This window comes from Veillonella sp. Ser01 (assembly GCF_053850375.1).
The window spans coordinates 248,720-267,377 of sequence record NZ_JBSPUA010000002.1 but is presented as its reverse complement, the minus strand read 5'-3'; the positions used below and the strand labels follow the sequence as shown (position 1 = coordinate 267,377).

Annotated in this window: 16 protein-coding genes, 1 tRNA gene and 1 pseudogene; all 18 read right to left on the bottom strand. The window is 39.1% G+C overall.

Translation table 11 applies throughout. The annotated features are described in order from the left end of the window. Positions 1-38 precede the first annotated feature (38 nt). Entirely contained in the window at positions 39-806 is a 768-nt protein-coding gene (locus tag ACWTVK_RS05000; RefSeq protein ID WP_456046134.1) for a hypothetical protein, read from the bottom strand. 133 nt (positions 807-939) lie between these two features. Beyond that, the gene (locus ACWTVK_RS04995) at positions 940-1,239 is read right to left on the bottom strand and encodes a hypothetical protein (RefSeq protein WP_456046133.1); all 300 of its coding nucleotides are present in this window, start codon (positions 1,237-1,239) and stop codon (positions 940-942) included. Positions 1,240-1,809: 570 nt separating this feature from the next. Then, on the bottom strand, positions 1,810-2,394 hold the full coding sequence (locus ACWTVK_RS04990) for a hypothetical protein (RefSeq protein ID WP_456046132.1): 585 nt from the start codon (positions 2,392-2,394) through the stop codon (positions 1,810-1,812). 77 nt (positions 2,395-2,471) lie between these two features. Then, positions 2,472-2,687: pseudogene (locus ACWTVK_RS04985) on the bottom strand (RHS repeat-associated core domain-containing protein); the annotation flags it as partial. 15 nt (positions 2,688-2,702) lie between these two features. Further along, positions 2,703-3,029 carry an RHS domain-containing protein gene (locus ACWTVK_RS04980; RefSeq protein WP_456046131.1) on the bottom strand — a complete coding sequence of 109 codons (327 nt, stop codon included), beginning with the start codon at positions 3,027-3,029 and terminating at the stop codon, positions 2,703-2,705. Between the two features lie 126 nt (positions 3,030-3,155). Continuing rightward, positions 3,156-3,467: a hypothetical protein gene (locus ACWTVK_RS04975; protein ID WP_278600984.1), complete on the bottom strand. Its 312-nt coding sequence runs from the start codon at positions 3,465-3,467 to the stop codon at positions 3,156-3,158. Between the two features lie 92 nt (positions 3,468-3,559). Beyond that, the gene (locus tag ACWTVK_RS04970) at positions 3,560-4,012 is read right to left on the bottom strand and encodes a tetratricopeptide repeat protein (protein ID WP_456046130.1); all 453 of its coding nucleotides are present in this window, start codon (positions 4,010-4,012) and stop codon (positions 3,560-3,562) included. 162 nt (positions 4,013-4,174) lie between these two features. Further along, a complete protein-coding gene (locus tag ACWTVK_RS04965; protein ID WP_456046129.1) occupies positions 4,175-4,615 on the bottom strand; it encodes an SMI1/KNR4 family protein in 441 nt (146 codons plus the stop codon). 405 nt (positions 4,616-5,020) lie between these two features. Continuing rightward, positions 5,021-5,109: transfer RNA gene (locus tag ACWTVK_RS04960), tRNA-Ser, on the bottom strand. 107 nt (positions 5,110-5,216) lie between these two features. Beyond that, a complete protein-coding gene (locus ACWTVK_RS04955; protein ID WP_129823319.1) occupies positions 5,217-6,170 on the bottom strand; it encodes a magnesium transporter CorA family protein in 954 nt (317 codons plus the stop codon). Positions 6,171-6,473: 303 nt separating this feature from the next. Beyond that, complete coding sequence (locus tag ACWTVK_RS04950) at positions 6,474-8,606, bottom strand: heavy metal translocating P-type ATPase (protein WP_456046128.1); 2,133 nt, start codon at positions 8,604-8,606, stop codon at positions 6,474-6,476. A gap of 371 nt (positions 8,607-8,977) precedes the next feature. Further along, positions 8,978-9,301, bottom strand: a complete 324-nt coding sequence (locus ACWTVK_RS04945) for a YolD-like family protein (protein ID WP_303940114.1) — start codon at positions 9,299-9,301, stop codon at positions 8,978-8,980. Between the two features lie 81 nt (positions 9,302-9,382). Beyond that, positions 9,383-10,666 carry a Y-family DNA polymerase gene (locus ACWTVK_RS04940; RefSeq protein WP_456046127.1) on the bottom strand — a complete coding sequence of 428 codons (1,284 nt, stop codon included), beginning with the start codon at positions 10,664-10,666 and terminating at the stop codon, positions 9,383-9,385. Positions 10,667-11,111: 445 nt separating this feature from the next. Continuing rightward, a complete protein-coding gene (gene dnaB, locus ACWTVK_RS04935; protein ID WP_456046126.1) occupies positions 11,112-12,470 on the bottom strand; it encodes a replicative DNA helicase in 1,359 nt (452 codons plus the stop codon). 69 nt (positions 12,471-12,539) lie between these two features. Further along, on the bottom strand, positions 12,540-12,986 hold the full coding sequence (gene rplI / locus ACWTVK_RS04930) for a 50S ribosomal protein L9 (protein ID WP_004694699.1): 447 nt from the start codon (positions 12,984-12,986) through the stop codon (positions 12,540-12,542). Then, entirely contained in the window at positions 12,983-15,010 is a 2,028-nt protein-coding gene (locus ACWTVK_RS04925; RefSeq protein WP_456046125.1) for a DHH family phosphoesterase, read from the bottom strand. Before ACWTVK_RS04925 ends, rplI begins: the two co-directional genes overlap by 4 nt. A gap of 16 nt (positions 15,011-15,026) precedes the next feature. After that, complete coding sequence (locus ACWTVK_RS04920; protein WP_456046124.1) at positions 15,027-15,986, bottom strand: DUF2232 domain-containing protein; 960 nt, start codon at positions 15,984-15,986, stop codon at positions 15,027-15,029. A gap of 194 nt (positions 15,987-16,180) precedes the next feature. Beyond that, entirely contained in the window at positions 16,181-18,316 is a 2,136-nt protein-coding gene (locus ACWTVK_RS04915; protein WP_456046123.1) for a ribonuclease J, read from the bottom strand. Positions 18,317-18,658: the final 342 nt, after the last annotated feature.

Here is an 18,658-nt window from a genome sequence, read left to right as displayed (position 1 = left end):
GTAGCGGTGCGGCTCTTTACCCCTTTACGACCCGGAAGTTATAAATAGAGTTGGATCGTACTTGTTATTTTTTTTTGTGTTTCAACACTAATTTCCTGGTTAAAATTTTGGATTAATTTTAAAAAATCAATAATTAAGTTGATTTGAGTAGTGTTAAATATCGTACTTTGATTTCTTAGAGCAATATATAAAAAGTCAACAACGTAACCATATAAATGAAATTTAGATAAATTAGAAAAAATATATTTTAAACAGCAAGGAGTAAAATATAATAAAGCCTTATTAGTAAAAGCTTGCCACTCTAGTGATTCAAGTATTGAGAGAAAATCATCGTATGTTATCTCAATCCAAGTTTTAGTAGATAGTTGCATTATAGAAAATATATAAGAGTTATCACTATCATCAAAACTTATGATGTTATTTTTATCAACTTTGAAAACTGGAAAAGTATGCCCAATTTTTTCCTCCAGATAATTTCTTTCTTGTATATATTTTACTTCCGTTAGAAAGTTTTCAAATTCACAACATAGTCCTAAGTCTTTGATAAACTTGGAAATATATTCTAAAAAATCATGAATTATATTGATTTCATTTTTGGTTAAAGATTGTAGTAAATCAAATAGTTCACTTACTTCTCCTTGGGATAGGTTAGAATAATAGCTAAATAATTCTATGAAACAATCATTATCTATACTAGGATTTTCTATTGAGCTTAGTAAAAGTGTATTTAAATGTAAAGCATTTTCATTTTTTTGTTTATCTGACATTTGATTTTTAATTAATAAAATTAGATTGCTTTTGTTCATGTCTTACTTTCTACATTTTAAGGTATGGCAACATTTACAGGAATACTTTCCTTAATTAACACTTCTGAATCTGCCATATTGGCATTTCGTGAAAATGGAGTTCCCAAAGAAGCTGTTTTTTACAACGCGTTATTTAATCAAATTGATTTTCAAATCGCATAAAAAAACATCCTTTATATATATTTAATGAAAGAATATTATCATTATTTTCAATAATATATATTTTTTCATATAGAAAATTTGGAAAATCAGCCAATACATCTGTAACCGCACGATCTATTGCTTCATACTCATCATCTGTCAGTGGTGAATCAATATATACATAAAGAGCAAATAATTCTTCGGTCATATCAAATGCAATAAGTCTGACTTTGTTACAAATTGCCCCAAGAAAAGCCATTTGCATACTTAAAATAATTTCTTGTTTTCTCATAATTAATTTCTCAAATAAAATATAGAATTTATGTTATATCAGGCAATGCAGGAACAATATGGGCTTCTTTTTTTGGATGAATGAATTATTCCCCATTCTATCGGAGTCTCATCTCTCTTGGGATGCCGATTTGGTCGCAGTGGAAGTAGTGGGTCTGTTGGCGGCTTTCTCTGTCTTCGTTGGTCCGGTTGTGGACCTGTGCCAAAGATTCGTGCGTACCGCTCATACCCTAAGTCAGGATCGGAGATTTCGTACGGGCTACAGTTTGCTAATTACATTAATTTAGATATGTATAGAATGCCATTTCTCATCATAACTATCAAATTCTTTTACATTATCTAATTTCCAAAGACCTGCCTGTTTTTTGAATTTATAAAGTCTTTGTGCTTCCATTCCAGCGTAAAGCACATCACTTTTTACAGTTATAGAGCTACTTTTTTCTTCTATTTCAATGATTTTCTCGTTATATGCTTATTAGCATTGTCTTCCCATTTATACATTTCCATCAGAAAACTATTTAATACTGTTTCAATACTTTCATTCATAATTTTCAATCCTTTTTAGTTTTGTTTAAGTCGTCTGTACGAAGAATAATCCATCAGATAGATCTCGATTTATAAAAATATATCCTATGTTCTCAGTTAGATAAAAAATTTCATTTACTTTTTCAGGTAGATCCATTCCTAAGATTTGACCTATGAAAATATATTTTTCTAGAAAATCATCACTCTCTTGTTGTAAATATTCAGGTTGTCCTCCTAAAAAACTCATTTCATCTAAATTCTCAATAGGATTAATTGGATAAAATTTATCTATGTTAAACTTGAACTGATTTTTATCTCCGATGATAACTTTCGTGTATCCTTGAATAGCATCGTCAATTTCAGTAATGTAGTCAAGAAAATAATCTTCTTTATCATAATAAGAAAAAACGTAAATTACTTTATCTTTATATTCCTTATCCTGAAAATCTGTTTTAAATTGAGGTGCAATAGTCAATAAATTTTCAATTGGAATAAAAGCAATCAATGCTAACTCATGACCATCTGGCGCTATCACTTTATTTGAATAGTCTAAATCTAGCCCAACTAATATATTATTTTTATTGGGTTTACTATCTAGAAAGTTAAAATTAACGTATCCATTTATTTTCATTTAAATTCTCCTAAAAATTTAAGGGCATTTCTTACCTGCTTTTTTCAATTTTCTAAGAAATTTCTTGGATTCATTTCTTAAACGTTTTCTTTGAGCTTTATACTATTAAGACTCCCATAGGTAGCTATATCAAAGAAATTAGCTAGTCCTAGAGGGTCAACCCAAGCCTGTATATTAGGTGCAAACTGATACAGATTATCCCCAACCAACAACTCGATCGGGTCCTGATTCACAAACCGACCCACGTCAAGCTCATAATACCTAAAGAAGTTGTAATGCAACCCCGTCTCGCGGTCGGCATTCTGGTTTTACAGGCGAAAGGGATGATATGAGCTATCCGTTACCTTGGTTTTCTCTTTCAGACGACCCCAGCCGGTATAGTTGCCGAACCACAGTAAATTGCCGTCCTTATCGGCCATCTCGCGTGGGATGCCGATTTGGTCGCCGTGGTAGTAGTGGGTTTGTTGGCGGCTTTCTCCGTCTTCGTTGGTCCAGTTGCGTACCTGCGCCAGCGGTCCGTAGCTGTCTTGGTCGGTGTTGATATAGATATATCTGCCGTCCCAAACGAATCCAGTTTCCTCTTCGAGGCCGTTTTCGTTGTAGACGAAGCAGGTAAGGGTAAGCGTATAGGGCAAGGTCGTCTGAAGGTTATTTCAGACAACCTTGATATTTTGTTGGGTCTTGACCCAACCTACGCTTGCTAGAAACATTTACAATTATTTAGATTTTGATTAGCTTTATATAGTTTGAAGGATTTAAAATCAGCAAATTATAAAAGAATTCAGATTTAAAATGAATGTATTTAAATCTCTCTTCCATAACTTAATGCTCTTAGAAAAGTATAATGATATAGCTGGCTCTTCAGATAAAAAACATGCATAACTTTTTTCGATTGGTAAAACTTCCAAATCATCCATTCCTTCAAAAGCTAGAGTACAAGTTTTGTTTGGTTGGTATCTATGACGAATAGTCCAATATTCTGATATATCTAAATCATTTCCTTCTGATTCTTTTAAAACAATCCAGTTATGGTTATGTAATTGGTCTTTTAAATCTTCAATATGATATTTCATAGTATATTTCCCTCTAGTTATACTACATCCGGGTCGTAGGCGTAGCGGCGGTTAAGTACAGTACAAAAAAGGTCGTCTGAAAATATCGAATCTTACTTTTTGTTTTTTTTCTTAGGATTTAATTCTTCTTTACGTTGCTTATAAAATTGCCAATATTTTTTGTCTTCCATAGAGAAAGGTGTGTAACGTAGCTCATTATAAGTTAGGTCAAAATATTTATAGGCATTTTCCATATCACCTAGTTCGTAATAGATAATACCTGCCCATAGAAATATACTGCCATCAGGCACCGTTTTTCTAGCCTCAAGCGCAATAAGTATCCACTCAAGAGCTTTGGGATAATCACCTAATTTTTTATAGCTTCCTGAAATACCACTAGCAATTGCCGAAGTAGGTTCAACGAATTGAGTGGCTGGTTTGGGTAAAAGCTCCCATGCCTGCTTTAGAATATCAATTCTTTCTTCCGGTGTGGGCACGTCATTTGAGTTACATACAAAATCATTGATTTTTTTGTTCAATTCATAATTTACTTGATCTAAATACATAATTTATCCTTCTTAGATTAACAACCTCTAGGTAGCTTACCATTTTTAGATTTGTTACCATCTACATCTTTGAAAACTACACCCTCAGGAATCTGTAAGGTCGACTGAAAGTTGTATTTCAAGGGACCTTATGAGATTATAAAATCTCGATACAACTTACGTTTACTCAAAATCTATAATTTTTCCATATTCAAGAATTTCATCAAAAGTATCTGCTACTTTTCCAATACTTCCATCATCTAGCCAATATTCCCATATTGATAGATTGTCATTTAAATCGAAATATAAACATCCCCCATCTGAAGAAGACCCAAACATAAAACCTTTCTTTACGCGTTCAGAGTCTACAAAGTCTGTGGAGTCATGCCTTTCTACAATATTTTCTGCCTTTTGTTTTTTCTTATTTATTTCAACTAAATATTCCATATAATTCCAGTTTGGAAAAGAATTCAACTCTTCAAATAATAAATTATTATTAAATAAATCAATTTCATAATCTTTAAATTCTATTTCCATAAACAACTTGAATTTATCAAGGGTATTTTTATATGACTGAGGCAATAAGATGTTTAAATTTTTTTCTATGCTTGATAATTCATTCATGATTAGTCCTTTCAATATGAGGGGGTTTTACAACTTTCAATATAATCCTGTATACGTTTTTCCAATAAGCCTCACGAAATTTATCGTACGCTGGAGCTTGGGTTTTATCTCTACGAAAACTTTTTGTAACAAAGAAATGTAACTACTTAGTAATTTTATCATGTAAACCTGATCTTATATCTAGTAAAGGACCTGAATCTTTACCAGATATATGGTACAATTCTATCTTTCTCCATTATAACCTCGAGGAGCCTGGCCTTTCCACATTTTACAAATGTTTAAATGAGTAAATGCAAAAGCTTAAGGTTATTGGCAAACAGTTCTTCCATTATAAGTAATTTTTTTTACTCCTTTAATTGCAATAAAAAGCCCTCTAGGCATATAACCTAGAGGGCTTTCTAAATATGGCGGAGAGGGTGGGATTCGAACCCACGGCCCCTTGCGGAGTCACTGGTTTTCAAGACCAGCTCCTTAAACCACTCGGACACCTCTCCATAACGGTACTATTATATCAGATTGGCCTAATAATAAGCAATAACGTAATAGGTAAGCAAACAAAAAAGCTGGCTCACAGCCAGCTTTTTTCATGTGTATTTAGTGATTAGAATAAGTCTTTTTTCCACATACCGATAATGGCAATAATAGAGAATACTAATGCAACACCTATAACCTCATAGAATCCCTCTGGATCCTCTTGGAATGGCAATGGCACATTTGTTCCCCACAAGCTAAATACAATTGTTGGCACCGCCATAGCAATAGTAAGGGTCGCCAACATTTTCATAACCAAGTTAAGGTTGTTAGAAATAATGGATGTGAAGGCGTTCATCATGTTCATCAAGATATTGGAGTACATTTCAACCATCTCGATGGCCTGTTTATTCTCGATGATAACGTCCTCTAGTAAGTCCTCATCCTCTTCGTACATCTTGAGAAGATGTTTATAGGAACTATGACCACGCAAGCGCAATAGACGTTCCATAACGGTACCATTCGTGCGCAATGCAGATGTAAAGTATGTCATGGATTTCTGTAATTCCAACAATTGGAAGAAGTCTTTATTCTTTGTAGTATGACGCAATTGGACTTCAATATCGTCAGTACGGCGGTTGATTTGTTGCAAGTAGCGCAAGAACATAGTTGCTGTGCGATACAAGATTTGGAACAAGAAACGCGTCTTTTTGTATGTATAGAACGTAGAAATCTGATTGGAAATGAAAGGATACAATACTTCAGACTCTTCTAAGCAGATGGTGATAAAGAAGTCTGGCGTCAAGAAGATACCAAGCGGTACTGTATCATACATATCGTTACCGCGGATAACCGGAATATTAATAACGATAAAGATGTAGTTATCCTCTAACTCCACGTGAGAACGTTCTTCCATATCGAGAGCGGTCTTTAAAACGTCCGTTGGGATCTCCGTCAAAATATTGATAAGGGATAACTCATCGGGGTCTGGGTTCACCAAATTTACCCAAGAACCTTTTGTGGCATCTGATACAGTGCTATCGGAAACTAACTCTTCTTCTATATGTTTATACACCGTAATCATGCTATCCCTCCTTCCAACGAACTTATAGTAATCATCTAATAAATTATATACTATTTTATAGCTATTATTCAATTCTATTGTGAAAGTTTTGTGTATCTAGTACATACATAAACAGCTTTATGTCTATTTATAATGTACAAATGTATATAACAAAAGCATCGTAAATGTTTAATCCACACAATAAAATAACCTCTAAGTTAGCCAGTTACTAACCTAGAGGTTATTTATATCAGCCCTAATCATTCAGATCAGGATAATGTAATTTATTTCGTTCCTTTATAGAGCTATAAACTCTGCTTTCACCTAATTGCGACGCAAGATGCGAATAGAGTTCAAAATACAAAGGATGGATACGCCAGTATCACCAAATACGGCCCACCACATGGATGCATAGCCCATGAGACCAAGTGCCATGATAAGGATTTTTACAGCAATAGCGAACACTACGTTTTGCCATGCTACACGTAATGTCGCTTTGGACAAGTCAAGGATATGTGCAATAGCAGTCAAGGACGGACGCATGAATACAACGTCTGCCGCTTCGATAGCCGCATCGGCACCGCTACCCATCGCACCACCAACATCAGCACCTGCAAGTACTGGAGCATCGTTGATACCGTCCCCTACGAACATAGTTGGACCATATTCAGAGCGAATATCTTGTACTACGGACAATTTATCTTGTGGCAACAATTGAGCGCGAACAGCACTTACGCCAGTTTCTTTAGCGATGTAATTTGCACTTGCTTCAGCATCACCTGTAAGCATAACAGTTTTAATATCTTGACCATTAAGATCAGCGATAGCCTCTGCAGAATCAGGACGCGCTTCATCGGCGATGATGATGCGCCCAAGGTATACATTACCTTCTGCAACAAGAACTTCTGTACCGTATTCAGCAGATTCTATTGGATAGCCTTGAACCGCATAGCGCTCCATAAGACGACGGTTACCAACGAGAACTTGTTGACCATCAGTCATACCCACCATACCTTCGCCTGCCAACTCTTGAACGAAGTCGGAAGGCTCTACAGTAATGCCTTGTGCCTTTGCTTCAGACACGATGCTTGTTGCGATTGGATGTGTAGAAACGGCTTCGATAGCTGCCGCCATGGACAACAATTGAGTATTGCTCACATGAGAGCCTACAGTTTCTACGTTTTGTACTTTAAATTCACCAGATGTAATAGTACCAGTTTTATCAAGAGCTACTGCTTTCACATTAGCCAACGCCTCGATAACGCGACCACCTTTAAGCAAGATACCGTGTTTAGATGCATTGCCGATACCGGAGAAGAATGCAAGTGGCACGCTGAGCACCAATGCACATGGGCAAGAAATAACTAGGAATGTTAAGGCTGTGTAGATCCATTTATGCCATTCACCAGTAATAAGGGATGGGATGATAGCAACCGCTAAGGAAAGAGCTACAACGATTGGTGTGTATACGCGAGCAAAACGCGTGATAAAACGGTCGATTTTAGGTTTAGAGGATGCAGCATTTTCAACAGCATCAAGGATTTTAGTAACCATAGATTCTTCAAGAACCTTATCAACGCGCATTGTAATGCGACCAGATTCATTGATGCAACCAGACATGAGTTGTGTGCCAGGTACAGCGCGAACCGGTACAGGTTCACCTGTTACAGGTGCCGTGTTAACGCGAGTTTCGCCTTCAAGCACTGTGCCGTCTAGAGGAATCAAATCGCCAGGGCGAACCTCGATAGTCCAGCCTACCTCAACCTTTTCAGGAGCCATAACTACGATTTCACCACCGCAGCATGTATCTACTACGCGTACCTCTTGTGGACGCATATCAACAGCGTTCATGATTTCAGTACGACTGCGATCTGTAGCTTTATGTTCAAAGAACTCACCGATACGGTAGAACAAGATAACGCCTACAGCCTCAGGCAATGCATCGATAGCGATAGCTCCCAATGTCGCGATAGACATCAAGAAGTTCTCGTCAAATACTTGGCCCTTTAAAATATTACGACCTGCGATACGCAATACTGGGAACGCAAGGAGAATATAGGCAATATAGTAAATTGGAGTTTCGATAGACTCTGGTAAACCGATGGACGGAACAACTGTAGTCAATGCTTCGTAAGCCATGAACAATAGGCCTGCCACGATAACTGCAATTGTTACTGCATCACTGCCGTGGTCGTGATCATGACCATGGTCATCCATAGCCGCTTTAGATTTACGCTCGTAATCAGCTACTGTTACGCCCTCTTCAATAGCATCACAAATCTCTTGAATGTCACGTTTAAGAGCTTCTCGATCTTCCCAGGAGCCGGTTAATTTTAATTGATGCGTAGCAATTGTAAAGTTTGCAGTCTCTACCACATCCATTTTACGGATACGATCTTCAATTTTTGCTGCACAGTTCGCACAGTTCAAATCCTTCAGCAATAATGTTTCTTCCATGATATCTCCTTTGATAATAGTGAAAGCTTCTATCCTGTATTGTAAGTTAATAGGTAATATTTTTCTAATACTTATTAGACATATCTTGTTTCATATCTTGTTATATATGTTCCTAAACATTTTTCATCAGATATTTTTATTTATATGAATATCTGTTCATATGTTTATTTTAATAGAAGATATGGTGTATGTCAAGAAGAATTATCAAAATATGTATGATAATAAACAATAGTAAAATAGCCTATACTCATCATACATGAGTATAGGCCAAATCTATTTTTCTTCACTTTACAATTTACTTTCCTGAGTTTCTTTATTTGATTACTTTACCAATTACATTAGTGTTATTATTATCAACTCTTCAAAGGTTCTTATTCAAAAAGATTAATTTCCTTTATATCTTTAAAAGCAATGGCTACGCCCTCAATAGATAGACTATGTGCAGGTTTACCTATCGCCTCGATAGTCCCTACTAATTCCGTATAACAATAACCTGTATAATAAAGCACCCGTACAAAATCCCCTTCCACCAAGGATTGTATAGTACGGTTTAATTCCTCTATTTGATCCTCCGATAGCTCTACACGATTCTCTTTAGGCCGTGCCACAGCTGCCAGTAATACTTCAAATCCCTTCAATGCCGCAAAGGGCATAAATTGTTTCGCCCGTTGTAAACGAGACATACGATGTTTCATTAATATATACCTCCCCTTATGCGGCTAATCTATTTTCAATTGCTGTTCTTCGTTCAATTGCCATTGTATCCATTACACTATTTATTCCCCATTATGGCCACCTACCAAGGTATTTCTAAAGCGCATTGTCCCTTCATCTTGCAAGCTAGAGGCACGTAAAATAGCATTTTTACCGAACTGCTCCTTGATAGATAACATCGCCTCATGTACTTGCCGCTCCTTTTCCTCTTCCTCCGTCGCAAGAGAGCTAAATAAATCTATCTCCTGAGGTATAGCAGAGCGATTGACTAAATCCTCAAAGCTTACACCTATACGCCGTATAAGTTCATTTTTATAGCAATGTTGTTCATATAATTTAATTACTGCCGTCGTTAATGCTTGCAATGAATCAGTGTACTGTTTAAGCTTTTTAGAACCTCCAGTAGAGCGCACCATATCATCTGCATAACCAATATGAACATGAATATGGTTCGTAACCCCTTTGATTTGTAAAAGCTCTAGTACCAAGGACTCCACCATTTCCCGCATAGGCACGTATGCCTCTTCGTAAGTATAGTTACGCAACAAAATCTGGCTATGCGAGATAGAATGCTTAATAGGACGATACGCATGAATATCTGCAATCGTACACGGCTCACGGCCCCAAGCATGATCAATAATGAGCTCTGCGTTAACGCCAAACTCCTTATATAGCTTAGCCTCTGGAACCATGGTAATACCATGCAAATCATAAGCTCCATATTTATGTAAGCGGTTGGCTATGCCCTTACCAATCTGCCAAATGTCGGTCAAGGGCTGATGATACCAAATTTTCTCTTTAAAGAGACTTTCATCAAGATATCCTATAAAATCAGGCGCATGTTTTGCGAGAATATCGAGAGCAATCTTGGCAAGGAACAAGTTTGTTCCAATCCCAACAGTGGCATAAATCTTGGTCGCCTCTAACACCGCATCAAGTAGCATCTGCGCTAGCTCTCGAGGCGTTTTCTTGTAGAGCGGTAAGTAAGGCGTAATATCGATAAAATACTCATCGATAGAGTATACATGTACATCCTCAGGAGCCACATACTTGAGCAAAGTCCCGTAAATCTCAGCAGACGCCTGCATATACCGTTTCATATGAGGCTTCACCGTCAAATACTCAATGTGCGGAGGGATCTCAAAAAGACGACTGCGATTCTTAACACCTAGCTTTTTTAAGGCCGGTGAAATGGCCAATGTAATAGCCCCTTTGCCACGAGACCCATCGGCCACCACCAAAGGCGTCGTAAACGGATCCAGCCCCAAATAGGCACACTCTACAGACGCGTAAAAACTCTTCAAATCAATGCACATATACATTCGATCCGTATCAGCTGAACCCATACAAACACCTCCTCAAACCGCTAAATACCTGAAGTTTATAAGAATTACAAGAAGAATAATTTCTATGATTAGTATAACAAAAACACAGAGTATTTTCAAACATATGTTTGTTATTATAGCGGCAAATTTTGGACATAAAAATGAAAAAGTACCTACTATTAGATATCAAATCTAATAGTAGGTACTCTTAAGTGCATGTATAACTTAATTCAATATAGTTTCTTTAGGACTTCTATTTCCAGTTCTTCCAACAATACAACGAAAACTATCTAGTGCCACTATATTGATGGGACACCTTCATATGTACAGTGATAAAAAGAAAGGACTATACTTATGCAGCGACATCAGGTCACGAGGAGCAAAGAAGTATAGTCCTTTCTTTTTAATTAAAATGTAGCTATGTCACGGGGCCCCATCAATATAGGCACACCCACGATAGTTTTCATTATTGTTCCGGCCCCATGTCTCGGAATTCCACGTCTCTAAATTGTGTTAATTCCCCAATGAATTGGAGTTCCACGGTACCGACGGAACCATTACGGTGCTTACGAATGAGGACTTCTGCGTTGTCCCCTTTTTCGGAGTTTTCATCGTAATATTTATCGCGGTACAAGAAGATAACGATATCCGCATCTTGTTCAAGAGAACCAGATTCACGAAGGTCAGATAGTACAGGCCGTTTATCTGGTCTGCTTTCAACACTACGAGACAACTGAGATAAGGCGATGAGTGGCACATTAAACTCACGAGCGATCAATTTAAGGTTACGAGAGATTTCAGATACCTCTTGTTGACGGTTCTCGCTACCCTTGCCGGAGTTGCGGCCTTGCATCAACTGAATATAGTCAACGATAACGAGATCAAGACCATGTTTCACCTTAAGACGGCGCAATTTAGAGCGCATATCTTGTACAGTAAGACCCGGCGTATCATCAATAAAGAGCTTAGATTTGCTCATGCGATCCGCTGCAGCGATAACCTTTTCCCAGTCAGTAGGGTCCATATTCGCACGGCGCAATTTTTCAGAGCTCACACCTGCCACGGAGGATAGAATACGACCAACGAGCTGTTCCTTTCCCATTTCTAGGGAGAAGAACGCTACCGTCTTGTCGTACAACATCGTTACATTTTGAGCAATGTTCAAGGTAAAAGCCGTTTTCCCCATCGCAGGACGGGCTGCTACGAGGATGAGGTCAGATTTCTGCAGACCATTGAAGACATGGTCCACATCTTTAAAGCCTGTTGGAACACCTGTAATAGCGCCATCATGCTGTTGCAATGCATTTAATTTATCTAAGTTAGATAACACAACCTCCCCAATAGGAGCAAATGATGATTCGGACTGTGTTTGACCACTTACGTCCAATACCATTTGTTCCGCCTTGTTAAGGATAGCCGTTGGCTCATCTTCGCCAGCGTACGTCATGCCTACGATTTTATTCCCTGCATCGATAAGGCGGCGCAACTGAGCTTTCTCACTAATGATTTTCGCATGTTCCTCTACATTGTAGGACACCGATTCATTAGCCAAAGATGTAATATATGCAAGACCGCCTACCGCATCGAGACGCTTACGACGGTCTAACTCTTCACCAACAGTGATAAAGTCCGCCGTCTTGTTAGCATGCACGATTTCTAAGATAGCATCATAAATAATACGATGCGCATCGCGGTAAAAGTCTTCAGATTTTAGAATACTCGTCACTGTATCGACAACGGCACCCGAGTTGGATCCATTCGTTAATAAAGCCCCCAAAACGGCTTTTTCCGCATCTAAATTATGCGGTGGAATGCGTACATCCATGATAATCCCCTTTATAAAACCACTATGGATAAAAGAATTCACCATACTCAAAGAGCATGGTGAACACTATTATTCAGCTACTACGTTAACCTTGATAGTACTTGTAATTTCAGGATGAACACGAACGAGTACATCATGTACGCCTAATGTTTTCAATGGTTCTTTGATTTCGATTTTCTTTTTATCGATATCTACTTTGTATTGCGCTTTAGCTGCATCGGAAATATCTTTTGCAGTAACGGAACCGAATACACGACCTTCTTCACCCATGCGAACTTTTACAGTTACTTCAACCTTAGTCAATTGAGCTGCCAAGATTTTAGCCTCGTCATTGGCAACCGCTTTATTGTGAGCGATGGATTCTTGCTTTTGTTTCGCATTATTTACGTTAGTTGCTGTACCTTCAAGGCCAAGACCTTTTTTGATTAATACATTACGGCCATATGCATCGCTAACTTCAACGATTTCGCCTTTTTTACCAACCTTTTTAACGTCTTCTAACAATACTACTTTCATTGTTCTTCCTCCTCTTTCTCTGCGGAATGAAGGGCTTCAAGAGCATGGTCTAAAATAGCCTTCTTCGCTTCCTCTATCGTCATACCTTGTAATTGGGCACCAGCCACGGTTCTGTGACCACCGCCACCCAAGGCTTCCATTACAACCTGTACATTTACCTTGCCTTTGGATCGAGCACTAACGCCGATACCACCGTCATTCAAAGAATACAGTACAAAGGCTGCTTCAATATCTTCATTGCTGATGAGCATATCCGCACTTTGTGCAGCTAATGCCATCATATCCTTCAAACCTTCAGGGGCTACAGAAATAGCAATTCCTTCGGTACGATTGGCTTCAAATACCATTTTAGCACGCAATTGAACAGAATCGAAGGTTTCAATAAATAATTGTTTAACCCGTTCAATATCTGCCCCTGCACGGCGCAAGAATGCAGCAGCTTCAAATGTACGGGCACCAGTTTGTTGATAAAAGTTCTTCGTATCAAGCACAATACCAGCATAAATACCTGTAGCTTCTGCCTTTGAAAGTTTTACGCCACCACCTGCGTATTGTACAAGCTCTGTAACAAGCTCAGATGTGGACGATGCAGTAGGTTCCAAATAAGTAAGTAATGGATTTTCTACAAAGTCCGCTGCACGGCGGTGATGATCGATAACGATGCGTCGTTCAGAAATTTCAAGAGCCTCTTGAGCTGCTACCATTTCTTGGCGATGTGTATCACATACAATAGTGAGCGTATTAGCGTCTACCCAAGCTTTTGCCGCTTCAGGGGTGATGATATGTTCTGTCCAGAACTCATCTTCTTTCAGAACAGTTACCATTTTATCAATGGCGCTCGTTTCCTTTGAAAGTACGATGCGTAATTCTTTACCCAAGGTACGTGCAATAGCTACAACACCGATAATACCACCTAACGCATCATAATCTTCACGCTTATGACCCATCACAAGGATTTTATCGGAATCAAGCATAAGCTCATGTAAGGCTTGTGATACAACACGAGCACGAACACGAGTATTCTTCTCAACGCCAGCTGTATTACCGCCAAAGAAGCGGGTGCTTTCACCATCCATAATACACACTTGGTCACCACCGCGACCTAATGCAATATCTAGAGCAGCACGAGCTCGGCTTGATACCTCTTTTACAGAGCCTACGTTCTCACTAATACCAATAGAAATCGTAGCTGGCACCTGACGGGGAGAAGGCAATTTACGGATTTTCTCAAGAATTTTAAATCCATTTTCCTCCATCGCATGAAGTGCACCACGAGAAATAGCAAAGGTATACATATCATCTTGGAAGTTACGAATGAAGCCTTCTTGTCTATCAATTTCATCCATAATAATGTTATTAATATCGGTCCAAACGCTAGTATACTCGCGATCACTAAGACCTTTTGTCAATTCTTCGAGATTATCGATTTGAATCATGCCCCACACAGGTTGATCTTCTTCAGCTTTAATACGGGCCTTTTCGAGAGCCGTAATGTCCTTAAAGTACAGAGCCATGACTGCATGTTCGGCCAATTCATCTTCGCTATTGATATCTGGTCGCGTATCACGAGGATCGATGAATTTATAGATGATTTGGAAATATCTTTCATCATATTTCTCCGTCATATATCCGGATTTGCCCCAGATTTTATCGATACGGAAGCCAGGCAATAGAGCTGACATTTTTTGAAGTTTATTCCAGTCTACTGTAACCCAGTCTGCAAAAACACTATTATTCCATACCAAGGTGCCTTGTTTATTAACAAGAACAATGCCCATTGGCAAGTTTTGTAAAGCAAAGTTAGAAGCTTGTGTGACGTTTTTCATCATCGCCCCAAACTGTTCCCTTGCTAAACGACGCCGGTTATGAAGGGTATTGTAGTTAACCAAATATGCCGCTACTACGATAATTAATGCTAAAACTGCAATGGCCCAGTTCAAATAGGCCAGCAATAATAACAACAATATGATAACGGTAATAATGGTAACTTCTAAACCTTCCCATTTCCGTTGAAAGGATTTCATAACGGCCTCCTTCCTATTACAAGCTACGTTTTTGGAAACGTGCTCGCATATCTAAAAACATATCTAAAATACCATATATAACGAGTGCCATTGGACTCATCACATACAGGAAGCCTATGATAGCAAACTTAAAGATGCCTACCAAGTTATAAGACTTCATAATGGATAACAAGCATGTAATACCATTGAGACCACATATCATGCCACCCAACAAAGCAATATTAAGGCCTATATCTGAAAGAATACCATTAGCATAGCCCAAGTACTGACCGCCATAAGCAAGGATAATACCTACGGCTAATACGCCAGCACCCCAAATCGGCATGCGCCAAGTATCCATCGGAGGCAATGTGCGCACCACACTGTTGGTACGGCGCCCAATATATGTAACAAGTTTAGCAAGAATATAAATAACAACCGTATTAGCTCCAAACCAGTATGCCAAAATCATCCGCTTCGCTTGTTGTATAGCAAGATCGATACGATTAATATAGGCATCCATTTGTTCTTGTGTCATAGGCTGTTGCTTAATAGACTCAATAAGCGCATTTTTAAGGTCTACATCAATCATATGATTAATCTGAGTCAAATCAAAGGATGTAACACCTGCAGAGATTAAAATCCCCACAAGACTCGTCACTGTAAGCGCTATGGCTGGTATAACGATAAGTTTACCCAAGGGCCAATTTGCTCTGAAAGCCTCACCGAGAAAAATACTTGGCAAGGAGTATGTCAAAATGGTCGCAAGCGCCATTAATGGGCCTACTAATAAGGATACGAGTACAAATGCCACTGCTGATGCGGCACAGCTATATCGGCTGCCCCAGCGGATACCAATGAGTGCAATCCCTGCAGGTGCAACTAAGGTCGCTAGCAAGCTAAGGAATGGTACGGTCGTTCCTATTAGAGTTAACATAACAACGATAGCCGATACAAATGCAGTTTCTACCATCGCTCTTGTATTTGTTTGTTTCATAAATCTCCATTCTATATAAGAAGATAGATTAATTGGTATCTTTTAATTATAACAGTTTAAAAAGGTAACTTCAAATACCCTATATAGTAGATAAATGCGATGACACCGCTATTTATAGTAGATTCCATAGGTCCTTTTTAAAATGTTAAAAGTACCACACCATAGGGTGCGGTACTTTTGTGTATCATATGTGATTATACGTCTTGAATAATCGGCAAAATCATAGGGCGACGGCGAGTTTTATCGTAGAAGAATTTACCCAATGCGTCACGTACGTTTTGCTTAATAGTAGTCCAATCTTTAATGCGTTGTACTTCACAATCTTCAAGAACTTGTTCTACCCTACGTTCTGCAGCAAGCATGAGTTCTTCTGCATCGCGTACGTATACGAAGCCACGAGATACGAGGTCTGGCCCAGCTACGATTGTACCAGAAGCTTTATCCATCGCCATTACAACGATAACCATACCTTCTTGTGCCAATTGTTGACGGTCACGGATAACGATGTTACCTACATCGCCAACGCCAAGGCCATCAACGAAGATAGCACCAGCTTGTACACGGCCACCTTTACGGCCACCATCTTTATCAAATTCAAAGATTTGACCATTGTCGCCGATAAGGACTTTCTTAGGATCTACGCCCATAGCAACGCCAAGTTCACCATGACGGCGCAACATGCGGTACTCACCATGAACTGGAATGAAGTATTCTGGACGAACAAGATTGAGCATCGTTTTAAGCTCTTCTTGGCTCGCATGACCAGATACGTGGATACCACGGTCTTTACCGTAGACTACATGACAACCTAGACGAAGCAAGTTATCGATGGTTCTACCTACAGCACCTTCGTTACCTGGGATTGGTGTAGCAGAGATGATAACTGTATCATTCGGTGCCAACTCTACAGTGCGGTGGTTGCTTGTAGCCATACGGGACAAGCCTGCCATCGGTTCACCTTGAGAACCAGTTGTTAAGATCATGATTTGGTCATCTGTGTAGTTGTGCATTACATCTACGTCGATGATTGTATTTGGTGGAATGTTCAAATAACCGCGTTCTTGAGCGATTTCTGTAACATTTACCATACTGCGGCCCATAACGACAACCTTACGATTGAACATTACTGCCGCATCAATAGCTTGTTGGATACGAGATACGTTAGATGCAAATGTAGCTAACACAACGCGGCCTTTTGCTTCTCCAACAGCTTGTTTAATAGCAGGACCTACGGAACTTTCAGAACCTGTAGTACCTGGTTTTTCAACGTTTGTAGAGTCGGACATCAAGGCTAATACCCCTTTATTACCGAGCTCAGCAAATTTGTGCATATCCATCAAACGGCCATCAACTGGTGTTTGGTCGATTTTAAAGTCACCTGTATGAAGTACAGTACCGATTGGTGTATCGAAGTACACAGCGCAGGAGTCAGGAATGGAGTGGTTTGTTTGGATAAAACCAACCTTCACTTGACCAATTTGAACTTCATCGCCTGCAGCAACGGTACGAAGACATTTTGGAGATACCTTATGTTCTTTAAACTTGCCTTCGATTAAGCCACAAACGAGATTTGTTGCATATACTGGACAGTTAATTTCTTTCATAAGGTATGCCAAGGAACCGATATGGTCCTCGTGACCATGGGTAATTACGACAGCTTTCACGCGATCCTTATTCTCGATGATATAGCTCATATCAGGAATAACGATATCTACGCCAAGCATATCTTCGCTAGGGAACGCAAGACCAGAGTCGAGAACGATGATTTCGTCCTCATATTGGAAGATGGTCATGTTTTTACCGATTTCACCAAGACCGCCAAGAGGAATGATTTGGAATTTACCCTTATTAGCGCCATTTGGTGTACGACCTACTAATTCCACAGGAGCCTCTTGATTGTTGCGGTTTGTGGAGCGATTATTTGGACGGTTGTTGTTACGGTTTTGACTATTGCGACCATTGTTAGAGCGCGTATTACGCGTATTTTCACTACGTTCACCACGTGGTGCACGAGTTTGACGAGGTTTACGTTCTGTACGTTCTTGACCTTCACCTTGCTCAGCATTACGACGTGTATTTGTACGGCGTGTCGTATTTGTACGACCACTATTTGCATTTGTACGAGTATTTGTACGGCGTTGGCGTGTTGTGCCTTCACCTTCACCAGCTGCATGTTGACGAGTACGACCTTCGCCAGCAGGGCGACGTGTATTAGTGCGGCGGCGAGTCTGTTTATGTTCGCCTTCAGCCGCAGCTGTACGAGTAGCAGGTTTTGCTACTATTGGTTCTGCTTTCACTTGTGCAGTAACCTGATTATCTGTTGTATTCACAGTTCCTCCTAAAATTTTGTTCATTATTTTATTTAACATAGTTTCTTTTCTCACCTATCACTTGAATTGATCTATGCTATGGAGGCCACACAAAGAAAAAGGCGCTAAAATACTAGCGTCTCGTCAAATAGGCGCAAAAATGCGCTATCAATTTTTGCCGTTCCTAGTGTTGTTGTGACCATTTGCCATAGCAAATGAGTATATTGCCATCATTAGACATGTCAGCCGCGACGGGTACGTTCTCTTCGTTCCAATCTAATAATCTTTACAATATAATCCGATCGATTTTGATGAAAGCCTCGCTTTCATACGTTATGTCTATTGTAACATAAAAATAGCGTT

Excerpts from the sequence above, each read along its gene's own strand:
- ACWTVK_RS04925 (WP_456046125.1), bottom strand. The coding sequence starts at position 15,010 with ATGAAATCCTTTCAACGGAAATGGGAAGGTTTAGAAGTTACCATTATT.
- ACWTVK_RS04940 (WP_456046127.1), bottom strand. The coding sequence starts at position 10,666 with ATGGGTTCAGCTGATACGGATCGAATGTATATGTGCATTGATTTGAAG.
- ACWTVK_RS04970 (WP_456046130.1), bottom strand. The coding sequence starts at position 4,012 with ATGTATTTAGATCAAGTAAATTATGAATTGAACAAAAAAATCAATGAT.
- rplI (WP_004694699.1), bottom strand. The coding sequence starts at position 12,986 with ATGAAAGTAGTATTGTTAGAAGACGTTAAAAAGGTTGGTAAAAAAGGC.
- ACWTVK_RS04955 (WP_129823319.1), bottom strand. The coding sequence starts at position 6,170 with ATGATTACGGTGTATAAACATATAGAAGAAGAGTTAGTTTCCGATAGC.
- ACWTVK_RS05000 (WP_456046134.1), bottom strand. The coding sequence starts at position 806 with ATGAACAAAAGCAATCTAATTTTATTAATTAAAAATCAAATGTCAGAT.
- ACWTVK_RS04950 (WP_456046128.1), bottom strand. The coding sequence starts at position 8,606 with ATGGAAGAAACATTATTGCTGAAGGATTTGAACTGTGCGAACTGTGCA.
- ACWTVK_RS04945 (WP_303940114.1), bottom strand. The coding sequence starts at position 9,301 with ATGAAACATCGTATGTCTCGTTTACAACGGGCGAAACAATTTATGCCC.
- ACWTVK_RS04995 (WP_456046133.1), bottom strand. The coding sequence starts at position 1,239 with ATGAGAAAACAAGAAATTATTTTAAGTATGCAAATGGCTTTTCTTGGG.
- ACWTVK_RS04920 (WP_456046124.1), bottom strand. The coding sequence starts at position 15,986 with ATGAAACAAACAAATACAAGAGCGATGGTAGAAACTGCATTTGTATCG.
- dnaB (WP_456046126.1), bottom strand. The coding sequence starts at position 12,470 with ATGGATGTACGCATTCCACCGCATAATTTAGATGCGGAAAAAGCCGTT.
- ACWTVK_RS04990 (WP_456046132.1), bottom strand. The coding sequence starts at position 2,394 with ATGAAAATAAATGGATACGTTAATTTTAACTTTCTAGATAGTAAACCC.
- ACWTVK_RS04965 (WP_456046129.1), bottom strand. The coding sequence starts at position 4,615 with ATGAATGAATTATCAAGCATAGAAAAAAATTTAAACATCTTATTGCCT.
- ACWTVK_RS04975 (WP_278600984.1), bottom strand. The coding sequence starts at position 3,467 with ATGAAATATCATATTGAAGATTTAAAAGACCAATTACATAACCATAAC.